Source organism: Kitasatospora sp. NPDC057518 (assembly GCF_042802075.1).
GTDB lineage: Bacteria > Actinomycetota > Actinomycetes > Streptomycetales > Streptomycetaceae > Kitasatospora.
On sequence record NZ_JBHVEU010000077.1, the window covers coordinates 1 to 25,083 of the forward strand.

The following is a 25,083-nucleotide window of genomic DNA, read 5'->3' on the forward strand; positions in this document are numbered from 1 at the left end:
CGGGCCTGACCGCCCGACAACGAAGCCGCCGTCACCCCGGGGTGACGGCGGCTTCGCCGTACCCGCCCACGCCCCGCAGCCACCCCGGCTCCCGCGTGCCCCCGCCCGGTTCCCCACGCCCCCGGCCGCAGCGCTTCCCCTCCCCGCACGCCCCCCACGCAGAAGAGCGCCCCCTCCCCGACCCGTGGGTCGGAAAGGGGGCGCTCTCGGAAGGCGCTGCTACAACCTCAGTTGTCGCCGTCCTCGTCGATCAGGAAGCCCCGCATCGGCGCCGGAGCCTGCTGCATCGGCTGCGGCGGCTGCGGACGGACGGCCGCCATCGGCTGGGTCATCCCGGCCGGCTGCATCTGCGGAGCACCGCTGTTGCCACCGGTCGACTGGCCGCCGAAGCTCGGCGCCGAGGAGTTGCCACCGAAGGAGCTGTTCCCGCCGAAGGACGGCGAGTTGCCCCCGAAGGACGGCTGGCCGCCACCGAAGCTCGGCGCACCGCCGCTCATCGCGCCGGCACCGGCCGGAGCCATCGACGAGGCCGCCGGCGGCAGCGACGCGGTGGCGGGGATCCGCGGCGGGGCAAGCGAGTCGTCGGCCTGCGACTCCAGCTGACGCAGCTGGGTCTCCAGGTACGACTTCAGACGGGTGCGGTACTCACGCTCGAACGCCCGCAGGTCCTCGACCTTGCGCTCCAGCGTGGCCCGCGCCGACTCCAGCGAGCCCATCGCGACGCGGTGCTTCTCCTGCGCGTCCCGCTCCAGCGCGTCGGCCTTCGCACGGGCGTCGCGCTCCAGGCCCTCGGCCCGGCTGCGCGCCTCGCCGACGATCTTGTTGGCCTCGGAGCGGGCCTCGGAGATCGCCTGGTCGGCGGTCTGCTGAGCGAGCGCCAGCACGCGGGCCGCGCTGTCGCCACCGGGGCCCTGCTGCTGCATCGGGGCGCCCATCGGCTGCATCTGCTGCTGCTGCGGGCCGCCCATGGGGCCGCCCATCGGCTGCATCTGCTGCTGGCCCATGCCCTGGCCCATCGGGTTGCCCATCTGCTGCGGGCCACCGGGACCGCCCATGGGCTGGAGCATCTGACCGCCCATCGGCTGGACCAGCTGCTGCTGGCCGCCCATGGTCTGGTTCATCTGCTGCTGCTGCGGGCCGCCGGCAGCGGGAAGCTGCGGGGCGGATCCGGCGGGCAGGCCGAGGGGCTGGTTGCCCATCTGCTGCTGCGGGCCGCCGGGGCCCATCTGCTGCGGACCACCCGGACCCATCTGCTGCGGACCACCGGGGCCCATCTGCTGCGGGCCGCCCGGACCCTGCTGGCCGGGGACCGGCGGACCGGATATGGCCGCCGGCACCGGAGCGCCGCCCTGTCGGGGCGCGTCCTGCTGCGGCTCCTTGCGCAGGTTGGCCTGGTTCTGCGCGGCGGCACGAGTCGCCGCGGCCAGCTTGGCGCGCAGGTCCTCGTTCTCCCGGAGGAGGCGGGTCAGCTCCGCCTCGACCTCGTCGAGGAAGGCATCGACCTCGTCCTCGTCATAGCCTTCACGCAGGCGGACGGTCGTGAACTGCTTGTTCCGAACGTCCTCGGGGGTCAATGGCATCTCTTCACCTCAACGTGATCGTCGGCACACCGGCATCCTGTCGCATCGCTCACCTACGACTAGGGGTGCACAAGCGAGATCAGGACATACACAATGATCATCAGTACGAAGAAGGACAGGTCGAGCGCCACGCCCCCGAAACGCAACGGCGGAATGAGCCGCCGAAGAAGCTTGAGCGGCGGATCCGTGACAGTGTACGTGGCCTCCAGGACCAGGACCATGGCCTTGCCGGGCCGCCACGAACGCGCGAACTGGAAGACCCAGTCCATGACCAGTCGTACGAGCAGGAACACCAGGAAGACGGTCAGGGCGTAGTAGAGCACCGCCCACACGATGTCCATCGCGTTTCCCTCTCCCCGGTCCCGATCCCTCGGGCCTGCCGCTCGTCACCTGTCGCTAAACCACTGTTGATCAGATCCACACGTAAAGTCGTGGCCGGGTCAGCTCTGGTTGAAGAACCCACCCTCGGCGATCCGAGCCTTGTCCTCCGCCGTGACATCGACGTTAGCAGGCGACAGCAGGAACACCTTCTGTGTCACGCGCTCGATACTGCCGTGCAGACCGAAGACGAGTCCAGCGGCGAAGTCTACGAGGCGCTTCGCGTCGGTGTCGTCCATCTCCGTCAGATTCATGATCACGGGGGTGCCGCCGCGGAACTGTTCCCCGATGGTACGGGCCTCGTTGTAGGTCCGGGGGTGCAGCGTGGTGATGCGGTAGGGCTCTCGTTCGTTCACGACCTTGGGCATGATCACCGGTGCGCTCTTCTCCAGGTTGTGGCGACGTTCGGGTGTGATGGACGACACGGGGGCCATCCTCGGAGTCTCCTGTCGGATCGGCACCGCCGCGGGCACCGGCTGCGGGGCGATCGAGGAGACCGGAGCGGGCGCGGCGGCCACCGGAGCCGGGGCCGGCCGGGGGATGTCCTCGGTCCGCTGGCCCGTCCGGATCGGCTCGGGGTCCGCGTCGTAGTCGTCGTCGGGGTCGTACCCCTGGCCGTCGTACGTCTCGTCCTCCACGAGGCCGAGGTAGACCGCCATCTTGCGCATTGCGCCGGCCATGCTCCTGTCTCCTCCGCTCATAGCCACCTCGCTGACGCTCGGTGGCGGGCTTCGCGATGCGCGCACCTTCTGATGGTCGCTCGCTCCGCTCGCTCCGTCAGGACCGGCTCCGTCCCGGCAACCCGGGCACATGACGGCCCTGCCTGCGGATTCCGCGGCCCCTCCACGACGGCGCGTCAGCCCGACGGCCGGTCAGTTTCGTGGAGTGGGGGCCGCGGAGCTGCGATCCACGGTTCGCTAGCGCTCCGAAGAGCTGCTAGATTCTGTCCTATTTTGTCCTGCTGTCTGATCTACTTACCCGGTGACGTTACCTGAGGGGTGACCTCACTCCGAGTACCGCCGTTCCGACGCGCACATGTGTCGCTCCGGCGGCAATCGCCTGCTCAAGGTCGCCGCTCATCCCTGCGGAGACCATGGTGGCAGCCGGATGGTCCGCCCGTACGGCGGTTGCGATTTCCGTCAGCCGATCGAAGGCGCGGGCCGGATCCCCGGCCAGCGGGCCCGCCAGCGGAGCGACGGTCATCACACCGTCCAGCCGCAGCCCGGGCGTGTCGGCGATCGCGTCGGCCAGTTGCGCGACGTCCTCCGGCGCGACCCCCGCCCGGTGCTCACCCTCCCCGTACGCCTTGTCCAGCGCCACCTGCACCAGGCAACCCAGCTCCGGGCGCTCCGACTTGAGCACCGCCGCGGAGAGCGACTGGACCAGCCGGAGCCGGTCCACCGAGTGCACGTGGTTCGCGTACCGGACGACCGAGCGGACCTTGTTGGTCTGCAGCTGGCCGACGAAGTGCCAGTCAAGAGGAAGGTTTCTGCACTGCTCCGCCTTGGGAGCGGCGTCCTGGTCACGGTTCTCCGCGACGTCCGTCACACCGAGTCCGGCCAGCAGCGCGGTGTCCTCGGCGGGGTAGGTCTTGGTGACGACGACCAGGGTGACCTCGCTCCGGGCGCGCCCGGCGGCCGCGCACGCGTCCGCGATCCGGCGCTCGACCACGTCGAGGTTGGTGCCGAGTTCCTCGTACCGGGCCCGCTGGCCCTCCGTCAGCGCCGCCACGAACGCGGCGCTCCCCGGGAACGGTCCGTAGATGTCGTTCGTCATCAGTGATCAGAGCCCAACCAGATGTAGCTCGCGAGCCGGCCGGTGCGCTGCTCGCGGCGATAGGAGTAGTGATCGGCGGATTCGAGGGTGCAGACCGGTGACCTCACCAGCTCCTTGACCCCCGCCGCGGCCAGCTGGGCCGCGACTCCCTCCGGCACGTCCAGGGCCGGAGTCCCCCAGGACGTCTCGGCGAAGGCCTCCGGCACCACCGCGGCGACCTCGGCGCGCAGTTCGGCCGGCACCTCGTAGCAGCGGCCGCAGACCGCGGGCCCGGTGGCGGCGGTGATCCGCGAGGGCTCCGCGCCCAGTTCGACCATCGCCCGGACGGCCGCGGGCACCACCCCGGCCGCCAGCCCGGGCCGGCCCGCGTGGGCCGCGCCCACCACGCCCGCCACCGGATCGGCCAGCAGCACCGGGGTGCAGTCGGCGGTCAGCACCGCCAGCGCGAGCGGCCGGTCGGAGACCACCGCGTCCACCGTCGGGGCCTGCCCGAGCGGCTGGCGCTCGGTCACCACCGCGACCTCGGCGCCGTGCACCTGGTTCATCCACACCACGTCGGCCGGGTCGAGCCCCAGCCGCCGGGCGGCCAGCGCCCGGTTCTCCCGCACGGCCTCCGGGTCGTCCCCCACCGCGCCGCCGAGGTTGAGCTCCCCGTACGGCGAAGTGCTCACCCCGCCCCACCGTGAGGTGAAGGCGAAGTGAGCACCCGCGCGGATCGCGTGATCGATCACTTAAGGAAATCCGGGACGTCGAGCTCCTCGGCCGGGCTCTCCACGAACGGCTGCCGGGCCGGCTGCACCTGCGGCGGAACCGGGGCGGAGGCGGTCGTGGTGGTCGAGGTCTCGGCGCTCCGGCTCGACGTGGTGGTCGAGGACTCGCCCTCCGAACGGGACGTCACCGAGCCGATCGTCCCGTACGGGCGGCCGGCCGGGCGCTCCGGGGCGGCCGGCGGGGTGGCCGGGCGCTCCGGGGTGGTGGACTTGACGACCGGGTCGCGGACGATCGCCGGCGGCTGCCCGCCGTCGAAGCCGGCCGCGATGACGGTGACCCGGACCTCGTCGCCGAGCGCGTCGTCGATGACGGCGCCGAAGATGATGTTCGCCTCGGGGTGCGCCGCCTCGCTGACCAGCTGGGCCGACTCGTTGATCTCGAACAGGCCGAGGTCGGAGCCGCCCGAGATGGACAGCAGCACGCCGCGGGCGCCGTCGATCGAGGCCTCCAGCAGCGGCGAGGAGATCGCCATCACGGCGGCGGCCTTGGCGCGGTCCTCACCGCGGGCCGAGCCGATGCCCATGAGCGCCGAACCGGCGTCCGACATGACGGACTTGACGTCGGCGAAGTCGAGGTTGATCAGACCCGGGGTGGTGATCAGGTCGGTGATGCCCTGGACACCGGAGAGCAGGACCTGGTCGGCCGAGCGGAACGCGTCGAGGACGCTGACCTGGCGGTCCGAGATGGACAGCAGCCGGTCGTTGGGAATCACGATGAGGGTGTCGACCTCTTCGCGCAGGGAGGCGATGCCGTCCTCGGCCTGGTTGGCCCGGCGGCGGCCCTCGAAGGTGAAGGGGCGGGTGACCACGCCGATCGTCAGGGCGCCCAGCGAGCGCGCGATGTTGGCGACGACGGGCGCGCCGCCCGTGCCCGTGCCACCGCCCTCGCCGGCGGTCACGAAGACCATGTCGGCCCCCTTGAGGACCTCCTCGATCTCCTCGCGGTGGTCCTCGGCGGCCTTGCGGCCGACCTCGGGATTGGCGCCGGCGCCGAGGCCCCGGGTGAGTTCACGGCCCACATCGAGCTTGACGTCGGCGTCGCTCATCAGGAGGGCCTGCGCATCGGTGTTGATCGCGATGAACTCGACGCCCTTGAGACCGACCTCGATCATCCGGTTGATGGCGTTGACACCACCGCCGCCGATTCCGACGACCTTGATGACTGCGAGGTAGTTCTGCGGTGCTGCCACGTCGAAGGCCTCTCGCCTCGAATTTCCGGGTCGGCCCGACCCGGGGCGGGGCCGTACCGACGGATGTCGATGGGTAGGGAGCCTGGTTTCTGACTGAATGTCCGAAATGCCGACCGCCGACCCCAACCCTAAACTTGACCTTTAGGGTTAGTTCTGTGTCTCCGTCACATCACCAGGAAACACAGTCTGGTGACACAGGACACTAGGTGGCTCCAGGCACGCGTTTCAACGAACACGCCGAGCTTCCCTTTTTCTTTTGAGCCTATGTGATCATCGGCCGGCTTAGGAAACCGGGGGTGACCACCAAGAGTCGGGCCGACACTTCAAGGCGTCAACCCCTCCCTCAGGCAGAGAACCTACCGGATCATCCCGACACCGCCGGCGCCTCCGGCGCCGTCACGTCGAAGTTCGTGCCCTTCTGGTTCAGGAGCGCGACCAGGACCCGGGCCTTGCGGTCGATCTGCTCCGGACTCCCCCAACGCACCGTCACACCCCCGCTGAGCTGCAACTGGATGTCGTCGTACGAGTGCACCAGCACCGAGCCGACCCGCTTGGCGACCTCCGGCGGCAGCCCGGCGGCCACCGCCACCGCGCCCTGCACCAGCTGCGGACGGGAGATCACCCCGTCGACGTCGTTCGCCTGCTGACTGAGTCGCAGCTCGACCACCGGGACGCCCTCGGGCGGGGCCGGTTCGGTGGCGAAGCTCACGCCCCCGGCGTCGACCTGGGTGAACCGGCCGTCGTCCCCCTTGACCGCGGCCACCGCCGTGCGCTGGACGACCTTCACCCGCAGGGTGTGCGGCCAGCCCCGCCACACCTCGGCCCTGGCCACCCGGGGGATCCCCTCCACCCGGTGCCGGACGCCGTCCAGGTCCACCCGCGCCAGCGGCCCGTCACCGAGCCCGCCGACCGCCTCGCGGACCTGGTCCGGCGTCAGCTTGTCGTCGCCCGCGCCCTGGACGGCGACGGTGCGCACGTCCAGGACCGAGGAGAAGAACACCAGCCAGGCCAGCACGCCGAGCACCGCGGCGCCGAGCGCGCCCAGCACCACGATGCCCCGCCGGGAGAGCCGGAGGCGGGGAGCGGACTCCTCCACCTCCAGCTCCTCCTCCAGCGGGTCGGCGAGCCGGCCGTCAGCCACGGCGGCGGCCGCCGCGGTGGGCCTGGATGGCCTCGTAGACCATGCCGACCAGCAGGTCGTCGGCGTCCCGGCGGCCGAACTCGGCGGCCGAACGGCTCATGTCCCACAGCCGCTGCGGGTCGGTGAGCACCGGCAGCACGTTCTGCAGCACCCAGTCCGGGGTCAGCTCGGCGTCGTCCACCAGCAGACCGCCGCCGGCCTTGACCATCGGCTGGGCGTTCAGCCGCTGCTCGCCGTTGCCGATCGGCAGCGGGACGAAGGCGGCGGGCAGGCCGACGGCCGCCAGCTCGGCCACCGTCATGGCACCGGCCCGGCAGAGCATCATGTCGGCGGCCGCGTAGGCGAGGTCCATCCGGTCCAGGTACGGCACCGGGCGGTACGGCGGCATCCCGGGGACGTCCGCCACCTGCGGCAGCTCGTTCTTCGGGCCGACCGCGTGCAGGATCTGCACGCCGTACTGCTGGAGCCGCGGGGCGATCGCGGTGATCGTCTCGTTGAGCCGGCGGGCGCCCTGGGAGCCGCCGGAGACCAGCAGGGTGGGCAGCCGCTGGTCGAGGCCGAAGTACTGGCGGGCCTCCGGACGGGCCGCGCCGCGGTCCAGGGTGGCGATGGTCCGGCGCAGCGGGATGCCGATGTACCGGGAGTCGCGCAGCTTGCTGTCCGGCGTGGAGACCGCCACGAAGTCGCTGTAGCGGGCGCCGATCTTGTTGGCCAGGCCCGGGCGGGCGTTCGCCTCGTGCACCACGATCGGCACCCCGGCCCGCTTGGCGGCCAGGTAGGCGGGCATCGCGACGTAGCCGCCGAAGCCGACCACGGCGTCCGCGTTGACCCGCTCGATGATCTCCTGGGCGGCCCGGACGGTGCCGCGCAGCCGGCCGGGGACGGTGATCAGCTCCGGGGTGGGCTTGCGGGGCAGCGGGACGGCCGGGATGAGCTCGAGCTGGTAGCCGCGCTCGGGTACCAGCCGGGTCTCCAGTCCGCGCTCGGTGCCCAGGGCGGTGATCCCGACGGACGGGTCGTGCCTGCGGAGGGCATCCGCGAGGGCCATGGCCGGCTCGATGTGACCGGCGGTCCCCCCGCCGGCGAGTACGACATGCACCGAAATTCACCGCTCCCTGCGTGCCGGCCCCGGGGCCGGGCGCGCTGTGGTTCGTCGTCGTGGCAGCACCCGGGCCAGTTGTCTCCTGATCCGGGAGTTCTTGCTCCGGGCGGCCAGGGCCGCCTTCGCGCCCGAGGTGCTGCGCGCCAGGCACAGCAGCACACCGATCGCGGACATGGCCGACAGCATGGCGGAACCGCCGTAGGAGAACAGCGGGAGCGGGACGCCCGCGATGGGCAGCAGTCCCAGCGCCGACCCCAGGTTGATCATGGCCTGCGCCATGATCCAGGTGGTGGCGGCTCCCGCGGCGTACCTGACGAAGGGGTCCTTCGTACCGATGGCCACACGGATACCCGCGTAGCCTAGTGCCGCGAAGAGACCGAGCACCGACAGCGTCCCCACCAGACCGAGTTCCTCGCCGGTCGCGGCGAAGATGAAGTCGGTGTGCGCCTCGGGCAGCTGGCCCCATTTCTCCACGCCGGCGCCGAGGCCGGTACCGAAGCCGCCGCCGTTGGCGAACGCGAAGACGCCGTGCAGGGCCTGGAAGCAGGCGCCCTCCGGGTCGAGCTTGGTGACGCCGATGCAGCCCAGCCGCTCGGCCCGGTGCGGGACGGTGACCACCAGCGCGGTGCAGACCACCACCGCCACCCCGACGGTGGCCACGAACAGCCGCAGCGGCGCGCCGACCATCCAGAGCAGCGCGAACAGCATCGCCACCAGGATCATCGAGGTGCCCATGTCGCCGCCGAACATGATCAGCGCGAGCAGCAGCAGGGCCCCCGGCACCAGCGGCACCAGCAGGTGCTTCCACGAGTTGAGGGTGCCGGCCTTCTGCTTGCGGGCGAGCAGGTCGGCGCCCCAGAGCACCAGCGCGAGCTTGGCGAACTCCGAGGGCTGGAACTGGAAGAAGCCGAAATCCAGCCAGTTCTGGTTGCCGTTGATCCGCACCCCGATGCCGGGGATGGCGACCAGGGTGAGGGCGCCGATCACCGCGATCATCACCGGGTAGGTGATCACCCGCAGCACCGCCACCGGGACGGAGGCGAAGCCGATCAGCAGGACCAGGCCGAGGATGGCCGCGATCAGCTGCTTGAGGAAGTAGTACTGCGCCGTGTGGTGCTGGTTCAGGGCGAGGATCTGCGAGGCCGAGAAGACCATCATCAGGCCGAGCACGACCAGCAGCAGGGTGCTGCCGAGCACCAGCAGGTACGGGGTGAGCGGCCGGTCCAGCCAGTACCGCCACCGGGCCCGGAAGGCCTGGAGGCGGGCCAGCGGACCGGCCGACTTGTACTTGGTCGTGGTGGCGGAGATCACCCTCATCGGCTCGGCGGCGTCCCGCTTCACAACGCCGGAATCCGCTCTGCCCTGCCCCGCCACCGCTCCCCGCTCACTCTCTCCGTCCGACGCGCCCGCGCCGGCCCGTCCACCCGCCTGACTACTCGCCCGCCAGCTCCCGGACGGACGCCGCGAAGAGGTCGCCGCGCTCGCCGTAGTTGGTGAACATGTCCATCGAGGCGCAGGCCGGCGCCAGCAGCACCGTGTCACCCGATCGGGCGAGCGACGCGGCCGTTCGAACGACCTCGGCCATCGCCACCGCGCCAGTCTGGCCCTCGGCCGCCTCGATCACCGGCACATCCGGAGCGTGTCGCTCCAGCGCCTCCCGGATCACCGCCCGGTCCTGGCCGATCAGCACCACGGCGCGCAGCCGCTCGGCCGCGCCCTGCACCAGGTCGTCGAAGGTCGCGCCCTTGGCCAGGCCCCCGGCGATCCAGACGATCGGCCGGTAGGCGGCCAGCGAGGCGGCCGCCGCGTGGGTGTTGGTGGCCTTGGAGTCGTCGATGTACGTGACCTCGCGGACCACGCCGACCTCGGCGATCCGGTGGGCGTCCGGGCGGAAGGCCCGCAGGCCCTCCCGGACGGCCTTCGGCTCGACGCCGTACGCCCGGGCCAGCGCCGCCGCGGCGAGCGCGTTGGCGATGTTGTGCGGGGCCGGCGGGTTCACGTCCGACACCGCGCCCAGCTCGGCCGCGTTCTTGGCCCGGTCCTCGACGAAGGCGCGGTCCACCAGCAGCCCGTCCACCACGCCGAGGTTCGACGGGCCGGGGGCGCCGAGGCCGAAGCCGATCGCCCGGCAGCCCTCCTCGACGTCGGCCTCGCGGACCAGCGCCTCGGTGGCCGGGTCGGCCAGGTTGTACACGCAGGCGACCGTGTTGCCCTCGTAGATCCGGCCCTTGTCGGCGGCGTACGCCTCCATCGAGCCGTGCCAGTCGAGGTGGTCGGGCGCCAGGTTGAGCACCGCGGCCGAGTGCGGGCGCAGCGAGGGCGCCCAGTGCAGCTGGTAGCTGGAGAGCTCGACGGCGAGCACGTCGTACGGCTCCTCGGCGAGCACCGCGTCCAGGACCGAGACCCCGACGTTGCCGACCGCGGCGGTGCGCTTGCCGGCGGCGGTGAGGATCGAGGCGAGCATCTGGACGGTGGTGGTCTTGCCGTTGGTGCCGGTGACGGCCAGCCAGGGGGCGGGCTCGCCGGTGCCGGGCAGCGGCCTGCGCAGCCGCCAGGCCAGCTCGACGTCGCCCCAGACCGGCACCCCGGCCGCCTCGGCGGCGGCGAACAGCGGGCTGTCCGGCGCCCAGCCGGGCGAGGTGACGATCAGTTCGGTGCCCTCGGGCAGGCTCGCGCCGTCGCCGAGCCGCACGGTGACGCCGAGCGCCTCCAGCTCGGCGGCCCGGGCGGCCAGGCCGGGGCCGCTGCCGCCGTCCACCACGGTGACCCGGGCGCCGAGGCCGTGCAGGACGCGCGCGGCGCTGATGCCCGAGACGCCGAGCCCGGCGACGGCGACCGGCAGGCCGGCGAAGTCCGGGTTGGCCGGGTTGGCCGGGGCCGGGGTGGTCAGGTCGGGGTCGGTCATCCGGTCACCCATCCCGCGTAGAACAGGCCGAGGCCGACGGCGACGCACAGGCCCTGGATGATCCAGAACCGGACGACGATCAGGACCTCGGTCCAGCCCTTGAGTTCGAAGTGGTGCTGCAACGGCGCCATCTTGAAGACGCGCTTGCCGGTCATCCGGAAGGAGCCGACCTGGATGATCACCGAGAGGGTGATGATCACGTAGAGGCCGCCGAGCAGGGCGAGCAGCAGTTCGGTGCGGGAGCAGATCGCCAGACCGGCCAGGGCGCCGCCGAGGGCGAGCGAGCCGGTGTCACCCATGAAGATCTTGGCGGGCGAGGTGTTCCACCACAGGAAGCCGAAGCAGGAGCCCATCAGGGCGGAGGCCACGACGGCGAGGTCCAGCGGGTCCCGGATGTCGTAGCAGTTGGCGGTCGCGGTGATCGCGTAGGCGCAGCTCTGGGTGTGCTCCCAGATGCCGATGAAGGTGTAGGCGCCGAAGACCATCACCGAGGCGCCGGTGGCCAGGCCGTCCAGACCGTCCGTCAGGTTCACGCCGTTCGACATCGCGGCGATCATGAAGTACGCGAAGATGACGAACAGGACGGGGCCGATCGCCCACTTGAAGTCCCGGACGAAGGACAGGCTCTGGGACGCCGGGTTGAGCCCGCGGTCGTCCGGGAACTGCATCGCCAGGATGGCGAACCCGAGGCCGACGATCGACTGGCCGGCCAGCTTCGCCTTGGCCCGCAGGCCCAGCGAGCGGCGCTTGACCACCTTGATGTAGTCGTCCAGGAAGCCGACCAGGCCGAGGCCCGCGGTCAGGAAGAGCACCAACAGCCCGGAGGCGGTCGGGCTCTCGCCCGTTATCGCCTTCGTGGCGAAGTACGCGATCAGGGTCGCCAGGATGAAGGCGATGCCGCCCATGGTGGGCGTGCCCTTCTTGCTGTGGTGCGCCTTGGGGCCGTCGTCCCGGATGTACTGGCCGTAGCCGTGCTTCGCGAGCACCTTGATCAGGGCGGGGGTGCCGAGCAGCGACAGGATGAGACCGATCATCCCGGAGAAAAGGATCTGCTTCATCAGGCGGCCACACCGTCCGTCAGGAGGGCCTCGGCCACCTTCTCCAGCCCCACCGAACGGGAAGCCTTCACCAGGACCACGTCCCCCGGCCGCAGCTGACTGCGCAGCAGCTCGACCGCCGCGTCCGCGTCGGACACCAGCACCGACTCCTCACCCCACGAACCTTCGTTCCTCGCGCCGAGTTCCATGCAGGCCGCCTCGCGTCCGCCGACCGCCACCAGCTTGGTGACGTCCAGCCGGACGGCGAGCCGCCCGATGGCGTCGTGCTCGGCCAGGCTGTCCTCGCCGAGCTCCCGCATCTCGCCGAGCACCGCCCAGGTGCGGCGGCGCTCCGGGCCCCGGCCACCCATCGAGACGAGCGCCCGCAGCGCGGCCCGCATCGAGTCGGGGTTCGCGTTGTAGGCGTCGTTCACGACGGTGACACCGTCGGCCCGGTCGACGACCTCCATGCGCCAGCGGGACAGCGCACCCGCTTCGCCCAGGGCTGCCGCGGTGTCGTCGACGGACATCCCGAGCTCCACCGCCACCGCTGCGGCGGCGAGGGCGTTCGAGACGTGGTGCTCACCGTACAGGCGCAGCTGCACGGGCGCGGAACCGGCCGGGGTGGTGAGCGTGAACGATGGCCGCCCGGTGGCGTCCAGGCGAACGTCGGTGGCCCGGACGTGGGCGTCCGGCGATTCCCCGAACAGGACCACCTTCGCCCTGGTACGGGAGGCCATCGCGCGCACCAGCCGGTCGTCCGCGTTGAGGATCGCGGCGCCGTCGGCCGGCAGCGACTCCACCAGTTCGCCCTTGGCCTCGGCGATCGCCTCCTGGGAGCCGAACTCGCCGACGTGGGCGGTGCCGACGTTGAGCACCACGCCGATCCGGGGCGGGGTGATCGAGGTGAGGTACTCGATGTCGCCCTTGTGCCGGGCGCCCATCTCCATGACCAGGTGCCGGGTGCCGGCCTCGACCCGCAGCGCGGTCATCGGGTGGCCGATCTCGTTGTTGAGCGAGCCGGGCGGGTAGACGGTCTCGCCGCGGCGCTGGAGCAGCTGGGCGATCAGGTCCTTGGTGCTGGTCTTGCCGGCCGAGCCGGTCAGCGCGACCACGGCGGTGCCCCCGGCGCGGGCGACCACGGCGCGGGCCAGCCGGCCGAGCGCCTCCACCACACTGTCGACCAGGACGGCGGGCACGCCGACCGGGCGGGAGGCCAGCACCGCGACGGCGCCGTCCCCGACCGCCTTGGCCGCGTAGTCGTGGCCGTCCACGTGCTCGCCGACGAAGGCCGCGAACAGGCCGCCGGGGGCCACCTTCCGCGAGTCGACCTCGACCGGGCCGGTGACCAGGGCGTCCGGGTCGGCGCCGTCCAGCGTGCCTCCGACGGCGGCGGCCACCTCGGCGAGGGTCAGTGCGATCACTGCTGCTCTACTCCTCGGTCGCCCCGTGCGGCCGTGGTCCGCGCGATGGATTCGCGCAGCACCTCCCGGTCGTCGAAGGGGCGGATCTCGTCTCGTACGTACTGGCCGAGCTCGTGGCCCTTGCCGGCCACCAGCACGGTGTCCCCCGCCCGGGCGCGCGCGACGGCGAGGCCGATCGCCTCGGCCCGGTCGGGGACGACCAGGACGTCGCCGCGCTCGGCCTCGGGCACCGCGGCGGCGCCGGTCAGCATGGTGGCGAGGATCGCCAGCGGGTCCTCGCTGCGCGGGTTGTCACTGGTCAGCAGGGCGGTGTCGGCGAGACGGGCGGCGATGGCGCCCATCGGGCCGCGCTTGTGCGGGTCGCGGTCGCCGCCGCAGCCGACCACGACGTGCAGCCGGCCCTCGGTGACCTCGCGCAGCGAGGCGAGGACGGCCTGCAGGGCGTCCGGCTTGTGCGCGTAGTCGACGACGGCGACGAACGGCTGTCCGGCGTCCACCCGCTCCAGCCGGCCGGGCACGCCGGGGACGGCGGCGACGCCGGCCACGGCCCGCTCCAGCGGCAGGCCGGCGGCGACCAGCAGGGTGATCGCGGCGAGCGCGTTGGCGACGTTGAACGGGCCGGGCAGCGGGACGGAGGCCTCGGCCTCGGCGCCGTCCGGGCCCAGCACCTTGAAGGTGGAGCCGACCGGCCCGAGCCGGACGTCCACGGCCCGCCAGTCGGCCGCCGCGGCGCCGGTCGCGGAGAAGGTGGTCACCGGGATCTTGGCCTCGGCGGCGAGCCGGCGGCCGTACTCGTCGTCCAGGTTGACCACGCCGTGGCGGGACTTGCCGGGCTGGAAGAGCCGGGCCTTCGCCTGGAAGTAGTCCTCCATGTCCGGGTGGAAGTCGAGGTGCTCGGGGGTCAGGTTGTTGAACAGCGCGACGTCGTACGCGACCCCGTCGGTGCGGCCGAAGACCAGGGCGTGGCTGGAGACCTCCATGGTCACCGCGTCGGCGCCGCGCTCGGCCATCACGCCGAGGATCGCGTGCAGGTCGGTGGCCTCGGGGGTGGTGCGCTCGCTCTTGATCCGCTCCTCGCCGACCCGCATCTCGACGGTGCCGATCACGCCCGGGCTGCGCCCGGCGCCGCGCAGGCCGCCCTCGACCAGGTAGGAGGTGGTGGTCTTGCCGTTGGTGCCGGTCAGCCCGATCATCAGCAGCCGCCGGGAGGGGCGGCCGTAGACGATCGCGGCCAGCTCGCCCATGACGGCCCGCGGCCGGTCGACGACCAGCAGCGGCAGGCCGGTGGCGGCCGCCTGCTCGGCGCCGGCCGGGTCGGTGAGCACCGCCACCGCGCCGGACTCCGCGGCCTTGCCGGCGAACGCCGCGCCGTGGTGGTTGGCGCCCGGGAAGGCCACGTACACGTCGCCCGGACGGACCGCGCGGGAGTCGTGGGTGACGCCGGTGACGGCGCCGCCCTCGACGGGCGGCAGGCCCAGTTCGGCGGCCAGCTCGGCGAGCGGCAGGGCGGTGGTCCCGGTCGGACGGGGCGGACTCACGGTGGTTTGATCGGGTTTCGGCACGGCGGGAAGGCTATCCGCCGAAGGGTGTCCAGGGCCAAACCGGCCCTCCGCCGCGCCGTGCTCCGGCCCGGCCGGTCCGTTGCTCATCGTGCGCTCACGGCTTCCACTCGACGGCCAGGTTCGGCGCCGGGCTGCCGCTCGGCGGGACCTGCATGGTCTTCAGGGTGAACTCCATCACCTGCTTGAACACCGGGCCGCACAGCTGGCCGCCGAAGTGGCCGTTGACCGGGCCCTGGAGGGTGCAGGAGACGGTGTAGCGGGGGGCGTCGGCGGGGGCGAAGCCGATGAAGGAGGCGGTGTAGCCGTCGTAGCCCTTGCCGTCGGCGGCGCCCCGGTCGGCGGTGCCGGTCTTGCCCGCGACCCGGTAGCCGGGGATGGCGGCCTTGCCGCCGGTGCCCTGCTCGTCGTCGACGACCGACTCCAGCATCGAGGTGAGGGTCTTGGCCGTCTCCGGGCTGACCACCCGGGTCTGCTCCCCCGGCGCGCTCGGGGCGTACTTGCCGTTCGGGTCGGTGACGCCCTGGACGATGCTGGGCGCGACCCGCACCCCGCCGTTGGCGATGGTCGAGTAGACCGAGGTGGCCTGGAGCGCGTTCATCTGCAGCGGGCCCTGGCCGAAGGAGATGTTGTACTTCTCCGAGGCGACCAGGTCCTCCGGCTTCTTGAGCATCCCGGAGGTCTCCCCGGGGAAGCCCAGACCGGTCGGCTGGGCCACCCCGAACTTGCGCATGTAGCCGTCCAGCACCTGGTTGGTCTTCAGCTGGTCGCCGCCGCCGAGGGTCTCGACCGCCTCGATGGTGCCGATGTTGGAGGACTTGGCGAGCACCCCGGCCAGGGTCAGGTGCCAGTCGCCGTGCTCGACGTCGTCCTTGAACTGCTGCCCGGCCCGGACCAGCCGGTTGGGCACGGTCACCTTGGTGTCCCAGTTGGCCGTGCCGGAGTCCAGCACTGCGGCCAGGCTCATCAGCTTGGCGGTGCTGCCCGGTTCGTACGCGTCGACCAGGGCCGGGTTGCCCATCTGGGACTGCTTGGCCAGGCTCAGGTCGTTCGGGTTGAAGCCGGGCGCGGTGGCCATCGCGAGGACCTGGCCGGTCTTCACGTCCTGGACCACCACGTAGCCCTTCTCCGCGCCGGAGTTGGCCACCTGGTCGGTGATCGCCCGCTGGGCGGCCCACTGGATGTCCCGGTTGATGGTCAGCTTCACGTCGTCGCCCGGTACGGCCGGCTCCATCGAGCCCCCGGCGGTGGGCACCAGCCGCCCGCCCGACTGGGCGTAGCTGCTGTGGCCGTCCTTGCCGGCCAGCAGCTTCTGGTACTGCTGCTCCAGGCCGCCGGCGCCCTCGCCCTCGGCGTTGACGAAGCCGACCAGGTTGGCGGCCAGGCCGTCCGCCGGGTAGATCCGCTTCTGGGTCTCCCGGTTGAACACCCCGGCCAGCGGGTTGGCGCACTCGTTGTCCACCCGGGTGCGCCCGCCCTGGTCGGCGGGCTTGCCGAGCAGCTTCTTCTGGGCCTGGCAGGCCCGCGAGCCGGCCTGCTTCTCCAGGCCCGACTTGAGGTCGCTGATCTGCTTCTTGGCGGCCGGGGTCTGCTGGGCCGCGAGCCGCTTGTAGCGGGTCTTGGGGGTGTGCAGGTCGGTGGCGATCTTCTCCTTGGGCACGCCGAGGATCGGCGACAGCAGCGCGGCCGCCTGCTCCGGCGCGTCCGGGATGCCGGTCGCCTCCGGGGTGAACATCGCCGGGTCGGCGGTGATGTCGTACGCGTCCACGGTGGCCGCCAGCGCGACCCCGTCGGAGGACGTTATCGAGCCGCGTTCGGCGGTGATCGGGATGTTCATGTAGCGGTTGGTGTTGGCGTCGGCGGCCAGCGCGTCGGCGTCCACCAGCTGGAGCTGCACCAGGCGGCCCGCGAAGACGGAGAACACCAGCGACAGCACCACGGAGATCACCCGCAGCCGGCGCTTCGGCTCGGCCAGCTTGAGCGCCTTGGGGCGCAGCGGCGGACGGCTCTTCGGGCGCACCGCCGCCTGGCTGCGGGCCGGCGGGCGCCCCTCGGGGCGGCGCTGCTGCGGCGCCCGCGGGGTCCGGCCGGCGGAGGCCGACTTGGCGGGCTGGGCCTTGGCCGACTGGCTGCGCGCGGGCTGGCCCTTCGCCGGCTGGCTGCGGGAGGGCTGGGCCTTGGCGGGCTGGCTCCTGGCCGGCTGCCCCTTGGCGGGCTGGGCCTTGGTGGGCTGACCGCGGCCGGCGGCGGACTGCGCGCGCGGCGCGGTGCCCCGGGGCACCGGACGGCGGCCGTTGCCGCTGCCGGAACCGCCGCTCCCGCCCGGCTGACGTGGAGTGCTCATGCGGCCACCTCGCCGCGCTCGCCGGGCGCCTCGCGCCCGTCACCCCTTCTGACGGTCCACTGGCTCATCGGCCCGCGCCTCCGTTCGGCTTCGCGGCCGCGGCGGGCGAGACCGGGTTGAGCTGGATCACCGAATCGCCGGCGGACGTCGCCGGGGCCGGTGCGGGCGGCGCGGCCGGCGAGGGGGCACCGCCCGGCTGCGGCGCGGCCGGTGACGGCCCGGCGGCGGGCAGGGCCGCGCTCGGCTGGGCGGCACCGGAGGGGGTCCTGGTCGGCCACGGCTCGGCCGTGGACCGCTTGACCGGCGGGCTGTCCTGCGCCGGGCCGGGGGTGCCGACCACCTTGCCGCCGTTCGGGATGTCCAGGAAGGCCATCCCGCCGGCCGGGACCATGCCCAGCTCGGCGGCGCGCCTGGCCAGCGCGTCCGGGGCCGAGCTCTGGTCGATCTCGTGCTGGAGGCTCTGCTGTTCGTCGGTCGCCACGGTGGTCTGCTTCTGCAGTCGGGACAGCTCGAAGGAGCCCTCGTTGAGTGCGGTGTTCAGCGCGAGCAGGCCGAGCAGCCCGGCCGCCAGCAGCACCACGACGAGCACCGCGAACGGTGTGCGCCTCCGTACCGGACGCCTGCCCGGCCGGACCGTGATCCGCGCCCTGCCCTGCCCGGGGAGTCCTCCCCGCCCCGCCCGGACCTCACCGGCCACCGGCCCCACCGCTTTCCTCCGCCCTTCGGACCCCGCCGGGCCGGTTCGTCAGCCCCGCTTGCTTCGGTCCCTGATCCTCTCCGCCACCCGCAGCCGTACGGGCGCGGCGCGCCGGTTCTCCTCGATCTCCTCCTCGGTGGCCAGCTCGGCACCGCGAGTGATCAGTTTGAGCCAGGGCTGGTGCTCCTCCGGGATGAACGGCAGCCCCGGCGGAGCGGTGTTGGTCGCACCGGCGGCCAGGTACTGCTTGACGAGCCGGTCCTCCAGCGACTGGTAGGACATCACCACGATCCGGCCGCCGATCGCGAGGACGTCCAGCGCCCCCGGGATCGCCCGGTCCAGGACCTCCAGCTCGCCGTTGACCTCGATCCGCAGCGCCTGGAACGTCCGCTTGGCCGGGTTCCCGCCGGTCCGACGGGTCGCCGCCGGAATGGCGTTCCGCACCAACTCGACCAGACGCGCGCTGTTGGTGAACGGTTCCTTCTCCCGCTCCCGCAGGATCGCCGAGGCGATCTTCCCGGCGAACCGCTCCTCGCCGTACACCTTGAGGATGCGGGCCAGGTCGCCGTGGCCGTAGGTGTTCAGCACCTCCGCCGCGCTGATCCCCCGGGTCTGGTCCATCCGCATGTCCAGCGGCGCGTCCTGCGCGTACGCGAAGCCGCGGTCCGCCTCGTCCAGCTGCATCGAGGAGACGCCGAGGTCGAACAGGACGCCGTCGACCCGGTCGATGTCCAGGCGCTCCAGCACCTCGGGGATCTCGTCGTAGACGGCGTGCACCAGGGTCGCCCGGTCGCCGAAGGGGGCCAGCCGCTCGCCGGACAGCTTCAGCGCCGCCGGGTCGCGGTCCACCGCGACCAGCCGCACCTCAGGGAACTGGGTCAGCAGCGCCTCGCTGTGCCCGCCGAGGCCGAGGGTGGCGTCCACCACGACGGCCCCGGGGCGCGAGATCGCCGGTGCGAGCGCGTCCATGCACCGCTGGAGCATCACCGGAACGTGCTTGGGGCCCGGTTCGTTGGTGGTCATGCGCGGTGGCGCCCTTCCTCGGTGCGGAGCAGCCCGACGTCCGGGAGCTGCGACCATTCTCGCCCACCGTGCCCCGGCACGACGAAGCGGCCCGTGGTCCCCGCCCGCTCGAGGGGAAGGTCGTGACCGCCCGGCGCCGGGGAAGGTGCGCCAGGTGGGCACGGAGCGGGAGGAGGCCACGGGCCGCTTCGACCGGGCCGCACCGGCCGGGGAAGCCCCGTTGACGGGCCCCGGCGGGTGTGCTCCACTGCGCCGCAAACTCTATCGCGCGGCCCCTGCCAGTCAATGGCCCGCTCCGGCGCACCACCCGGGCGGCGGTACGGATCACCGCAGGTCGCGGCCCTCGGGGCGGACCGGCGGCGGTCCGGATCGGGGGCCTTCGGCGGCGGGCGCGCGCCCCCTGGCCGCCCCGCGTGCGGGGTCGGCGGCGGCCGCTCCGGGAGCAGCTCCCGTTGTGGCGATGCACCCGATCACGGCCCGCCGTTCTGTAGCTCCCGGCCCCACCGCGCGGGCCCGATCCGCACTAACGTCGCCCCCATGACAGTGACACCCGACCGGCCCTCGCCGAACGCCGCTGCCGCCCCTGCCAGACCCACCGTCATCGACCGCTTCGTCACGGCCAACCGCGCCTACGCGGTGACCTTCCGGGACGGCGGCATGGACGCCCGCCCGGTGCAGAAGATCGCCGTGGTCGCCTGTATGGACGCCCGACTCGACCTGTTCGCCGCGCTCGGCCTCGAACTCGGCGACGCCCACGTCATCCGCAACGCCGGCGGCGTCGTCACCGACGACACCATCCGGTCCCTGACCATCAGCCAGCGCGCCCTCGGCACCCGCTCGATCGCGCTGATCCACCACACCGGCTGCGGCCTGCTCGGGCTGACCGAGGACTTCCGCCGCGAGCTGGAGCTGGAGGTCGGCCAGCGCCCGCAGTGGGCGGTGGAGGCCTTCGTCGACCTGGACGGCGACGTCCGCCAGTCCATGCAGCGCGTCCGCACCTCTCCCTTCCTGCCGCACACCGACGACGTCCGCGGCTTCGTCTTCGACGTCCACACCGGCCTGCTCCGCGAGATCGACTGAGCGACCCGCCCCGACCCTGCCCGGCCGACGGTGTCCGGGCATTCGGGCACCTCCGAATGGTGACTTCTGGCCATCCCGCAGGGGAGAATGCGCCTGCCGGTCGGACCCCGAACCACCTGGGGCGGCCAGGCCGCAGGCCGCCTTCCCGGCCGCCGGCTCCTCGTTCGGAACCGCCCCCGGGACGGCCGCGTCAAGCATGGGGTGGGGTCCGGCCTCGGGACGGGGCGGGCACAGGGTGCCAGGGAGCGTATACGGGTGACGAGCTACAAGGATCAGGCCGGACTCGGCAGTCCCGCGGGGGGCGAACCGCAGCGGGCGGGCGGGTTCCGGCAGACCGGGCTCCCCGAACTCGCCGCGGTCGTGGACCGCGTGCGCGGCAACGTCGAGAGCGTGATCGAGGGCAAGCCGGAGGCCGTCCGGATCGCCCTGACCGTCCTGCTCGCCGAGGGCCACCTGCTGCTGGAGGACGTGCCCGGCGTCGGCAAGACCATGCTGGCCAAGGCGCTCGCCCGCTCGCTCGACTGCACCGTGCGCCGCATCCAGTTCACGCCCGACCTGCTGCCCTCGGACGTCACCGGCACCAACATCTACGACCAGCAGCGGCACGACTTCGAGTTCCGCCCGGGCGCGATCTTCGCCCAGGTCGTGGTCGGCGACGAGATCAACCGCGCCTCGCCGAAGACCCAGTCGGCGCTGCTGGAGTCCATGGAGGAGCGCCAGGTCACCATCGACGGCACCAGCTACGAACTGCCCTCGCCGTTCATGGTCGTGGCCACCCAGAACCCGGTCGAGATGGAGGGCACGTACCCCCTGCCGGAGGCCCAGCGCGACCGCTTCATGGCCCGGATCTCGATCGGCTACCCCAGCCCCGAGGCCGAGCTCGCGATGCTCGACACCCACGCCGGCGCCAGCCCGCTGGAGGACCTCCAGCCGGTCGCGCACGCCTCCGACATCCTCAAGCTGATCGACCTGGTCCGCACCGTGCACATCGCCGACCCGGTCCGCCGCTACGCCGTCGACCTGGTCGGCGCCACCCGCACCAGCCCCGAGCTGCGCCTAGGCGCCTCGCCCCGCGCGACCCTGCACCTGGTCCGGGCCGCCCGCGCCGCCGCCGCGCTGGACGGGCGCGACTACGTCACCCCCGACGACATCCAGCGCCTCGCCGTCCCGGTCCTGGCGCACCGTCTGATGCCGACCGCCGAGACCCAGCTCAGCCGCCGCACCTCCGAGCAGATCGTGGCCGACCTGGTCGCCCGGCTGCCGCTGCCGCGCCCGCAGGGCGGCCCGGCCGTCCGGAGGGGCTGAGGTGGCCCAGTCCGAATCATCGGGACTGCGGGCCGGGTTCCGCGGTCTCACCACCCGGGGGCGGTCCTTCCTCGCCGCCGGGGTCACCGCGGTGGCCTGCTCCTACCTGCTCGACCAGGACGCCCTGCTGCGCGTCGGCGTCCTGCTCGCCGCGCTGCCGCTGGTCGCCGTGGTGGTCGTCGCCAACACCCGCTACCGGGTGGCCAGCGGACGCCGGCTCAGCCCGCGCCGGGCGGTCGCCGGCCAGGAGGCCCGGGTCCACCTGCGGGTCGACAACGTCTCCCGGGTGCCCACCGGGGTGCTGCTGCTGGAGGACAAGGTCCCGTACGTGCTCGGGCCGCGCCCGCGCTTCGTGCTGGACCGGGTCGAGCCGCGCGGCCACCGCGAGGTCTCCTACCGGGTCCGCTCCGACCTGCGCGGCCGCTACCCGCTCGGGCCGCTCCAGCTGCGGCTGGCCGACCCGTTCGGGATGTGCGAGGTGACCCGCGCCTTCACCGCCTCCGACGTCCTCACCGTCGTCCCCCAGGTCCAGGCGCTGCCGTCGGTACGGCTCAGCGGCGAGTGGATCGGCCAGGGCGAGAGCCACAGCCGCACCCTGGCGCTGGCCGGCGACGACGACGTGATCCTGCGCGAGTACCGGCCCGGCGACGACCTGCGCCGGGTGCACTGGCGCTCCACCGCCCGGTACGGCGAGCTGATGGTGCGCCGCGAGGAGCAGCCGCAGCAGGCCCGGGCCACCGTCGTGCTGGACACCCGGGAGATCGCCCACCGGGGCAGCGGCCCCGCCTCCTCCTTCGAGTGGGCGGTCGGCTGCGCCGCCTCGGTCGCCGTGCACCTGCTGGAGCGCGGCTACCAGACCCGGCTGCTCACCGACACCGGGCTGTCGGTGCCCGGGCCGGGCGCGGGCGGCAGCCACAGCGGCGCCGACACCTCCGGGCTGGTCCTGGACGCCCTCGCGGTCGCCGACCTGTCCGACGGCGGCACCCTGTCCCGTGCCGAGGACCCGCTGCGCGCCGGCGGCGAGGGCCTGCTGGTCGCCGTCCTCGGCGAGCTGGACGACGCCCAGGCCACCCGGCTGGGCCGGCTGCGCAGCCGCGCCGGCGGGGCGATCGCCTTCCTGCTGGACACCGGCACCTGGGCCGGCCTGCGGATGCTCGCCCCGGACACCGGCGGCGACGACTTCCGGGCCCGGGTCCAGCAGCTGCGCGAAGCCGGCTGGACGGTGATCCCGGTACGGGCCGGGGACTCCGTACCGGACCTGTGGCGGGCCGCCGACGGCAGCCGGACGACCGCCCCCTACCGAGAAGAGGCCGGCGCGTGACCACCCGGGCCAAACTGACCGCGTACTCGGCGCTGGCCACCGCCCTCGCCGCGCTGTGCATGATGCCGCTGCTCACCACCCGCAGCTGGCTCACCCACGCCCTCCTGGTGATCGCCGTGGTCGCCGCGGCCGGCGCGGGCCTGCGCCGCGCCCCGGTGTACCGCTGGACGGTGCCGCTCGGGCAGCTGCTGGTCCTGCTCCTCCTGCTGCTGCTCGGCTTCGCCGGCGAGGGCGGGATGCTGCCCGGCCCGTCCGCGCTGCGGGTCCTGGACCAGGTCTTCACCGCCGGCCTGGACGACATACAGCAGTACGCCATCCCGGCTCCGCCCACCGCCGGACTGCGGCTGATCCTGGTCTCGGCGATCGGGCTGATCGCCGTCGCGGTGGACACCGTCGCGGTGACCTACCGGCGCTCGGCGCTGGCCGGGCTGCCGCTGCTGGCGCTGTACTCGGTCGGCAACGGCCTGGCCGGGGAGCACGGCAGCTGGGTCTGGTTCGCCGTCGCCGCGGCCGGCTACCTGCTGCTGCTGTTCGCCGAGGGCCAGGACCGGGTCTCCCGCTGGGGCCGGGTGTTCTACGGCGGCGCGCGCGGCTCGGTGGAGTCCGGCCGGGTCAGCCCGGGCGGCCGGCAGGTCGGCGTGCTGGCCCTGGCGGTGGCGCTGCTGCTGCCGGTGGTCCTGCCGCACTGGAGCTTCGGGCTGCTGAACTCCGGCTCCGGCGGATCGGGCGGCAAGGGCGTCGGCGGGAGCCTGTCGACCAGCCTCGACCCGCTGGTCAGCCTGGAGGCCGCGATCTCCAAGCCGACCGACGCGGAGCTGCTCAGCTACACCCTGGACACCCCGCTGGCCGACCAGGTCTACCTGCGGACCGGCTCGCTCGACCAGTTCGACGGCGTCAACTGGCGGCTCGGCAGCACCACCGTCCAGGACCTCCCGGCGGCCCTGCCCGCCCCCGAGGGCCTGCGCGATCCCCAGGTGGCCCGGTTCGAGGGCGACTTCAAGGTCGACGAGCGGCTGGGGGGGAGCTGGCTGCCGATGCCCTACCCGGCCGCCTCCGTCCAGCTCCCCGACCGGAGCGCCTGGAAGCTCGACCCGCTGACCCGTACCGTCCTGCCGACCAGCGACAAGGCGATCCGCGGCCTGAGCTACCACGTCACCGCCCTGGACGTGCGGCCCACCGCCAACGAGCTGCGCCTCGCGGGCACCGCGCCGTCGGACATCAGGGAGCGCTACACCGCCCTCCCGACCGACCTGCCGCCGGTCGTCGCCGAGCAGGCCAAGGCCGTCACCGCCGGCGCGAAGAACGACTTCGACCGGGCGACGGCGCTGGTCAACTGGTTCACCGGGCCGGGCTTCACGTACGACACCGCCGTCAGCGGCGGCACCGGCAGCAACGCCATCGCCGTCTTCCTGCGCGACCGGCGGGGCTTCTGCGTGCACTTCGCCTCCACCATGGCGGCGATGGCCCGGGAGCTGAAGATCCCGGCCCGGGTGGCCGTCGGCTTCACCCCCGGCGACAGCAAGGGCGGCAACGTCTACTCGGTGACCGGCCGGATGTACCACGCCTGGCCCGAGCTGTACTTCACGGGCTACGGCTGGCTCCGCTTCGAGCCGACCCCGAGCCGCGGCGTCCCGACCCGCTACACCGAGGCGTCCACCGCCCCGACCACCGCGCCGACCCAGCAGGCGACCGCCGCCCCGCAGACCGCCTCGGCCGCCCCGCTGCCGAGCTCCGGCTCGGACTGCACCGCCAAGCAGCGCCAGCTCGGCGAGTGCGGTTCCAAGGACAAGGCCGTCGCCAAGACCGCCGAGGAGTCCTGGCTGCTCTCCGGCCAGGTGCTCGGCACCCTGGCCGCGGTGCTCGCGCTGATCGCCCTGCTGCTCGTCCCGATGGTCTGGCGCGCGGCCGTGCGCCGTCGCCGGCTGGGCGGCGGCGGGCGGCGCGGGCCCGGCGGGAGCGGAGCGGCGGAGCTGACCGACGCCCAGGTGCTGGCCGCCTGGGACGAGCTGGTCGACTCCGCCTGGGACCTCGGAATTCCCCCGGACGAGTCACGCACCCCGCGCTCGGCGGCCCACCGGATCACCGAGAAGGCCCACCTGGACGCGGATTCGGCGGCGGCCACCGGCCGACTGGCGCTGGCCACCGAGCGGGTGCTCTACGCCCCGCCCGGGCAGCCCGTCACCGAACCGCTGGCCGCCGACGTCCGCACCGTGCGGCGCGGGCTGCGGGCGGCCGCCGGCCGGGCCGGACGGACCAGGGCGCTGCTGCTGCCGCCGTCCTCGGCGCAGCTGTGGTGGCGGATCTCCGACGCGGCGCGGGCGGCCCGGGCGACAGCCGGCGCCGCGGTCGGCCGGGCGGTCGAGGCCGTCTCCGCGCCGGTGCGGCGGGTCCTCACCCGGGGCAAGGGGTCCACCCCGGAGTCCTGACCCGGGGGTTTCCCTTCCGGACACC

General features: G+C 73.2%; 20 protein-coding genes. 4 read left to right on the forward strand and 16 right to left on the reverse strand.

Features of this window, described 5'->3' with window-relative positions:
* Positions 1 to 227: 227 nt before the first annotated feature.
* From ACFU7Z_RS10915 to rsmH, 16 genes are all read right to left on the reverse strand, one after another.
* On the reverse strand, positions 228 to 1,580 hold the full coding sequence (locus ACFU7Z_RS10915) for a DivIVA domain-containing protein (protein WP_117487433.1): 1,353 nt from the start codon (positions 1,578 to 1,580) through the stop codon (positions 228 to 230).
* A 59-nt stretch (positions 1,581 to 1,639) separates the two neighbouring features.
* Positions 1,640 to 1,921: a YggT family protein gene (locus ACFU7Z_RS10920; RefSeq protein WP_030060143.1), complete on the reverse strand. Its 282-nt coding sequence runs from the start codon at positions 1,919 to 1,921 to the stop codon at positions 1,640 to 1,642.
* A 99-nt stretch (positions 1,922 to 2,020) separates the two neighbouring features.
* Positions 2,021 to 2,638: a cell division protein SepF gene (locus ACFU7Z_RS10925; RefSeq protein ID WP_049649528.1), complete on the reverse strand. Its 618-nt coding sequence runs from the start codon at positions 2,636 to 2,638 to the stop codon at positions 2,021 to 2,023.
* Between the two features lie 307 nt (positions 2,639 to 2,945).
* Positions 2,946 to 3,734: a YggS family pyridoxal phosphate-dependent enzyme gene (locus ACFU7Z_RS10930; protein ID WP_079271769.1), complete on the reverse strand. Its 789-nt coding sequence runs from the start codon at positions 3,732 to 3,734 to the stop codon at positions 2,946 to 2,948.
* Positions 3,734 to 4,465: a peptidoglycan editing factor PgeF gene (gene pgeF, locus ACFU7Z_RS10935; protein ID WP_380777297.1), complete on the reverse strand. Its 732-nt coding sequence runs from the start codon at positions 4,463 to 4,465 to the stop codon at positions 3,734 to 3,736. Before pgeF ends, ACFU7Z_RS10930 begins: the two co-directional genes overlap by 1 nt.
* Positions 4,462 to 5,694, reverse strand: coding sequence for a cell division protein FtsZ (gene ftsZ / locus ACFU7Z_RS10940; RefSeq protein WP_049649527.1), 1,233 nt, complete (start codon positions 5,692 to 5,694; stop codon positions 4,462 to 4,464). Before ftsZ ends, pgeF begins: the two co-directional genes overlap by 4 nt.
* Before the next feature lie 364 nt (positions 5,695 to 6,058).
* Positions 6,059 to 6,835: a cell division protein FtsQ/DivIB gene (locus ACFU7Z_RS10945; protein WP_117487434.1), complete on the reverse strand. Its 777-nt coding sequence runs from the start codon at positions 6,833 to 6,835 to the stop codon at positions 6,059 to 6,061.
* On the reverse strand, positions 6,828 to 7,934 hold the full coding sequence (murG, locus tag ACFU7Z_RS10950; protein WP_049649525.1) for an undecaprenyldiphospho-muramoylpentapeptide beta-N-acetylglucosaminyltransferase: 1,107 nt from the start codon (positions 7,932 to 7,934) through the stop codon (positions 6,828 to 6,830). The genes ACFU7Z_RS10945 and murG overlap by 8 nt, the downstream gene beginning before the upstream one ends.
* 6 nt (positions 7,935 to 7,940) lie before the next feature.
* Entirely contained in the window at positions 7,941 to 9,278 is a 1,338-nt protein-coding gene (gene ftsW / locus ACFU7Z_RS10955) for a putative lipid II flippase FtsW (RefSeq protein ID WP_375874002.1), read from the reverse strand.
* A gap of 91 nt (positions 9,279 to 9,369) precedes the next feature.
* A complete protein-coding gene (gene murD, locus ACFU7Z_RS10960; protein WP_380777299.1) occupies positions 9,370 to 10,842 on the reverse strand; it encodes a UDP-N-acetylmuramoyl-L-alanine--D-glutamate ligase in 1,473 nt (490 codons plus the stop codon).
* Positions 10,839 to 11,900: a phospho-N-acetylmuramoyl-pentapeptide-transferase gene (mraY, locus tag ACFU7Z_RS10965; RefSeq protein WP_074000913.1), complete on the reverse strand. Its 1,062-nt coding sequence runs from the start codon at positions 11,898 to 11,900 to the stop codon at positions 10,839 to 10,841. The genes murD and mraY overlap by 4 nt, the downstream gene beginning before the upstream one ends.
* Positions 11,900 to 13,303 carry a UDP-N-acetylmuramoyl-tripeptide--D-alanyl-D-alanine ligase gene (gene murF / locus ACFU7Z_RS10970; RefSeq protein WP_117487436.1) on the reverse strand — a complete coding sequence of 468 codons (1,404 nt, stop codon included), beginning with the start codon at positions 13,301 to 13,303 and terminating at the stop codon, positions 11,900 to 11,902. Before murF ends, mraY begins: the two co-directional genes overlap by 1 nt.
* The gene (locus tag ACFU7Z_RS10975) at positions 13,300 to 14,865 is read right to left on the reverse strand and encodes a UDP-N-acetylmuramoyl-L-alanyl-D-glutamate--2,6-diaminopimelate ligase (protein WP_049658287.1); all 1,566 of its coding nucleotides are present in this window, start codon (positions 14,863 to 14,865) and stop codon (positions 13,300 to 13,302) included. The genes murF and ACFU7Z_RS10975 overlap by 4 nt, the downstream gene beginning before the upstream one ends.
* Positions 14,866 to 14,959: 94 nt before the next feature.
* Entirely contained in the window at positions 14,960 to 17,206 is a 2,247-nt protein-coding gene (locus tag ACFU7Z_RS10980; protein ID WP_380741662.1) for a penicillin-binding transpeptidase domain-containing protein, read from the reverse strand.
* A gap of 64 nt (positions 17,207 to 17,270) precedes the next feature.
* Positions 17,271 to 17,795, reverse strand: coding sequence for a hypothetical protein (locus ACFU7Z_RS10985; protein ID WP_380777301.1), 525 nt, complete (start codon positions 17,793 to 17,795; stop codon positions 17,271 to 17,273).
* Positions 17,796 to 17,951: 156 nt separating this feature from the next.
* Complete coding sequence (rsmH, locus tag ACFU7Z_RS10990) at positions 17,952 to 18,926, reverse strand: 16S rRNA (cytosine(1402)-N(4))-methyltransferase RsmH (protein WP_049651922.1); 975 nt, start codon at positions 18,924 to 18,926, stop codon at positions 17,952 to 17,954.
* A gap of 537 nt (positions 18,927 to 19,463) precedes the next feature.
* Between rsmH and ACFU7Z_RS10995 the strand changes: the two genes are divergently transcribed.
* From ACFU7Z_RS10995 to ACFU7Z_RS11010, 4 genes are all read left to right on the forward strand, one after another.
* Positions 19,464 to 20,006: a beta-class carbonic anhydrase gene (locus ACFU7Z_RS10995; protein WP_380777302.1), complete on the forward strand. Its 543-nt coding sequence runs from the start codon at positions 19,464 to 19,466 to the stop codon at positions 20,004 to 20,006.
* A gap of 360 nt (positions 20,007 to 20,366) precedes the next feature.
* A complete protein-coding gene (locus ACFU7Z_RS11000; protein ID WP_107086444.1) occupies positions 20,367 to 21,311 on the forward strand; it encodes a MoxR family ATPase in 945 nt (314 codons plus the stop codon).
* Between the two features lies 1 nt (position 21,312).
* Positions 21,313 to 22,632, forward strand: a complete 1,320-nt coding sequence (locus ACFU7Z_RS11005; RefSeq protein ID WP_049651925.1) for a DUF58 domain-containing protein — start codon at positions 21,313 to 21,315, stop codon at positions 22,630 to 22,632.
* The gene (locus ACFU7Z_RS11010; protein WP_375874005.1) at positions 22,629 to 25,058 is read left to right on the forward strand and encodes a DUF3488 and DUF4129 domain-containing transglutaminase family protein; all 2,430 of its coding nucleotides are present in this window, start codon (positions 22,629 to 22,631) and stop codon (positions 25,056 to 25,058) included. The genes ACFU7Z_RS11005 and ACFU7Z_RS11010 overlap by 4 nt, the downstream gene beginning before the upstream one ends.
* The last annotated feature ends 25 nt before the right edge of the window (positions 25,059 to 25,083 follow it).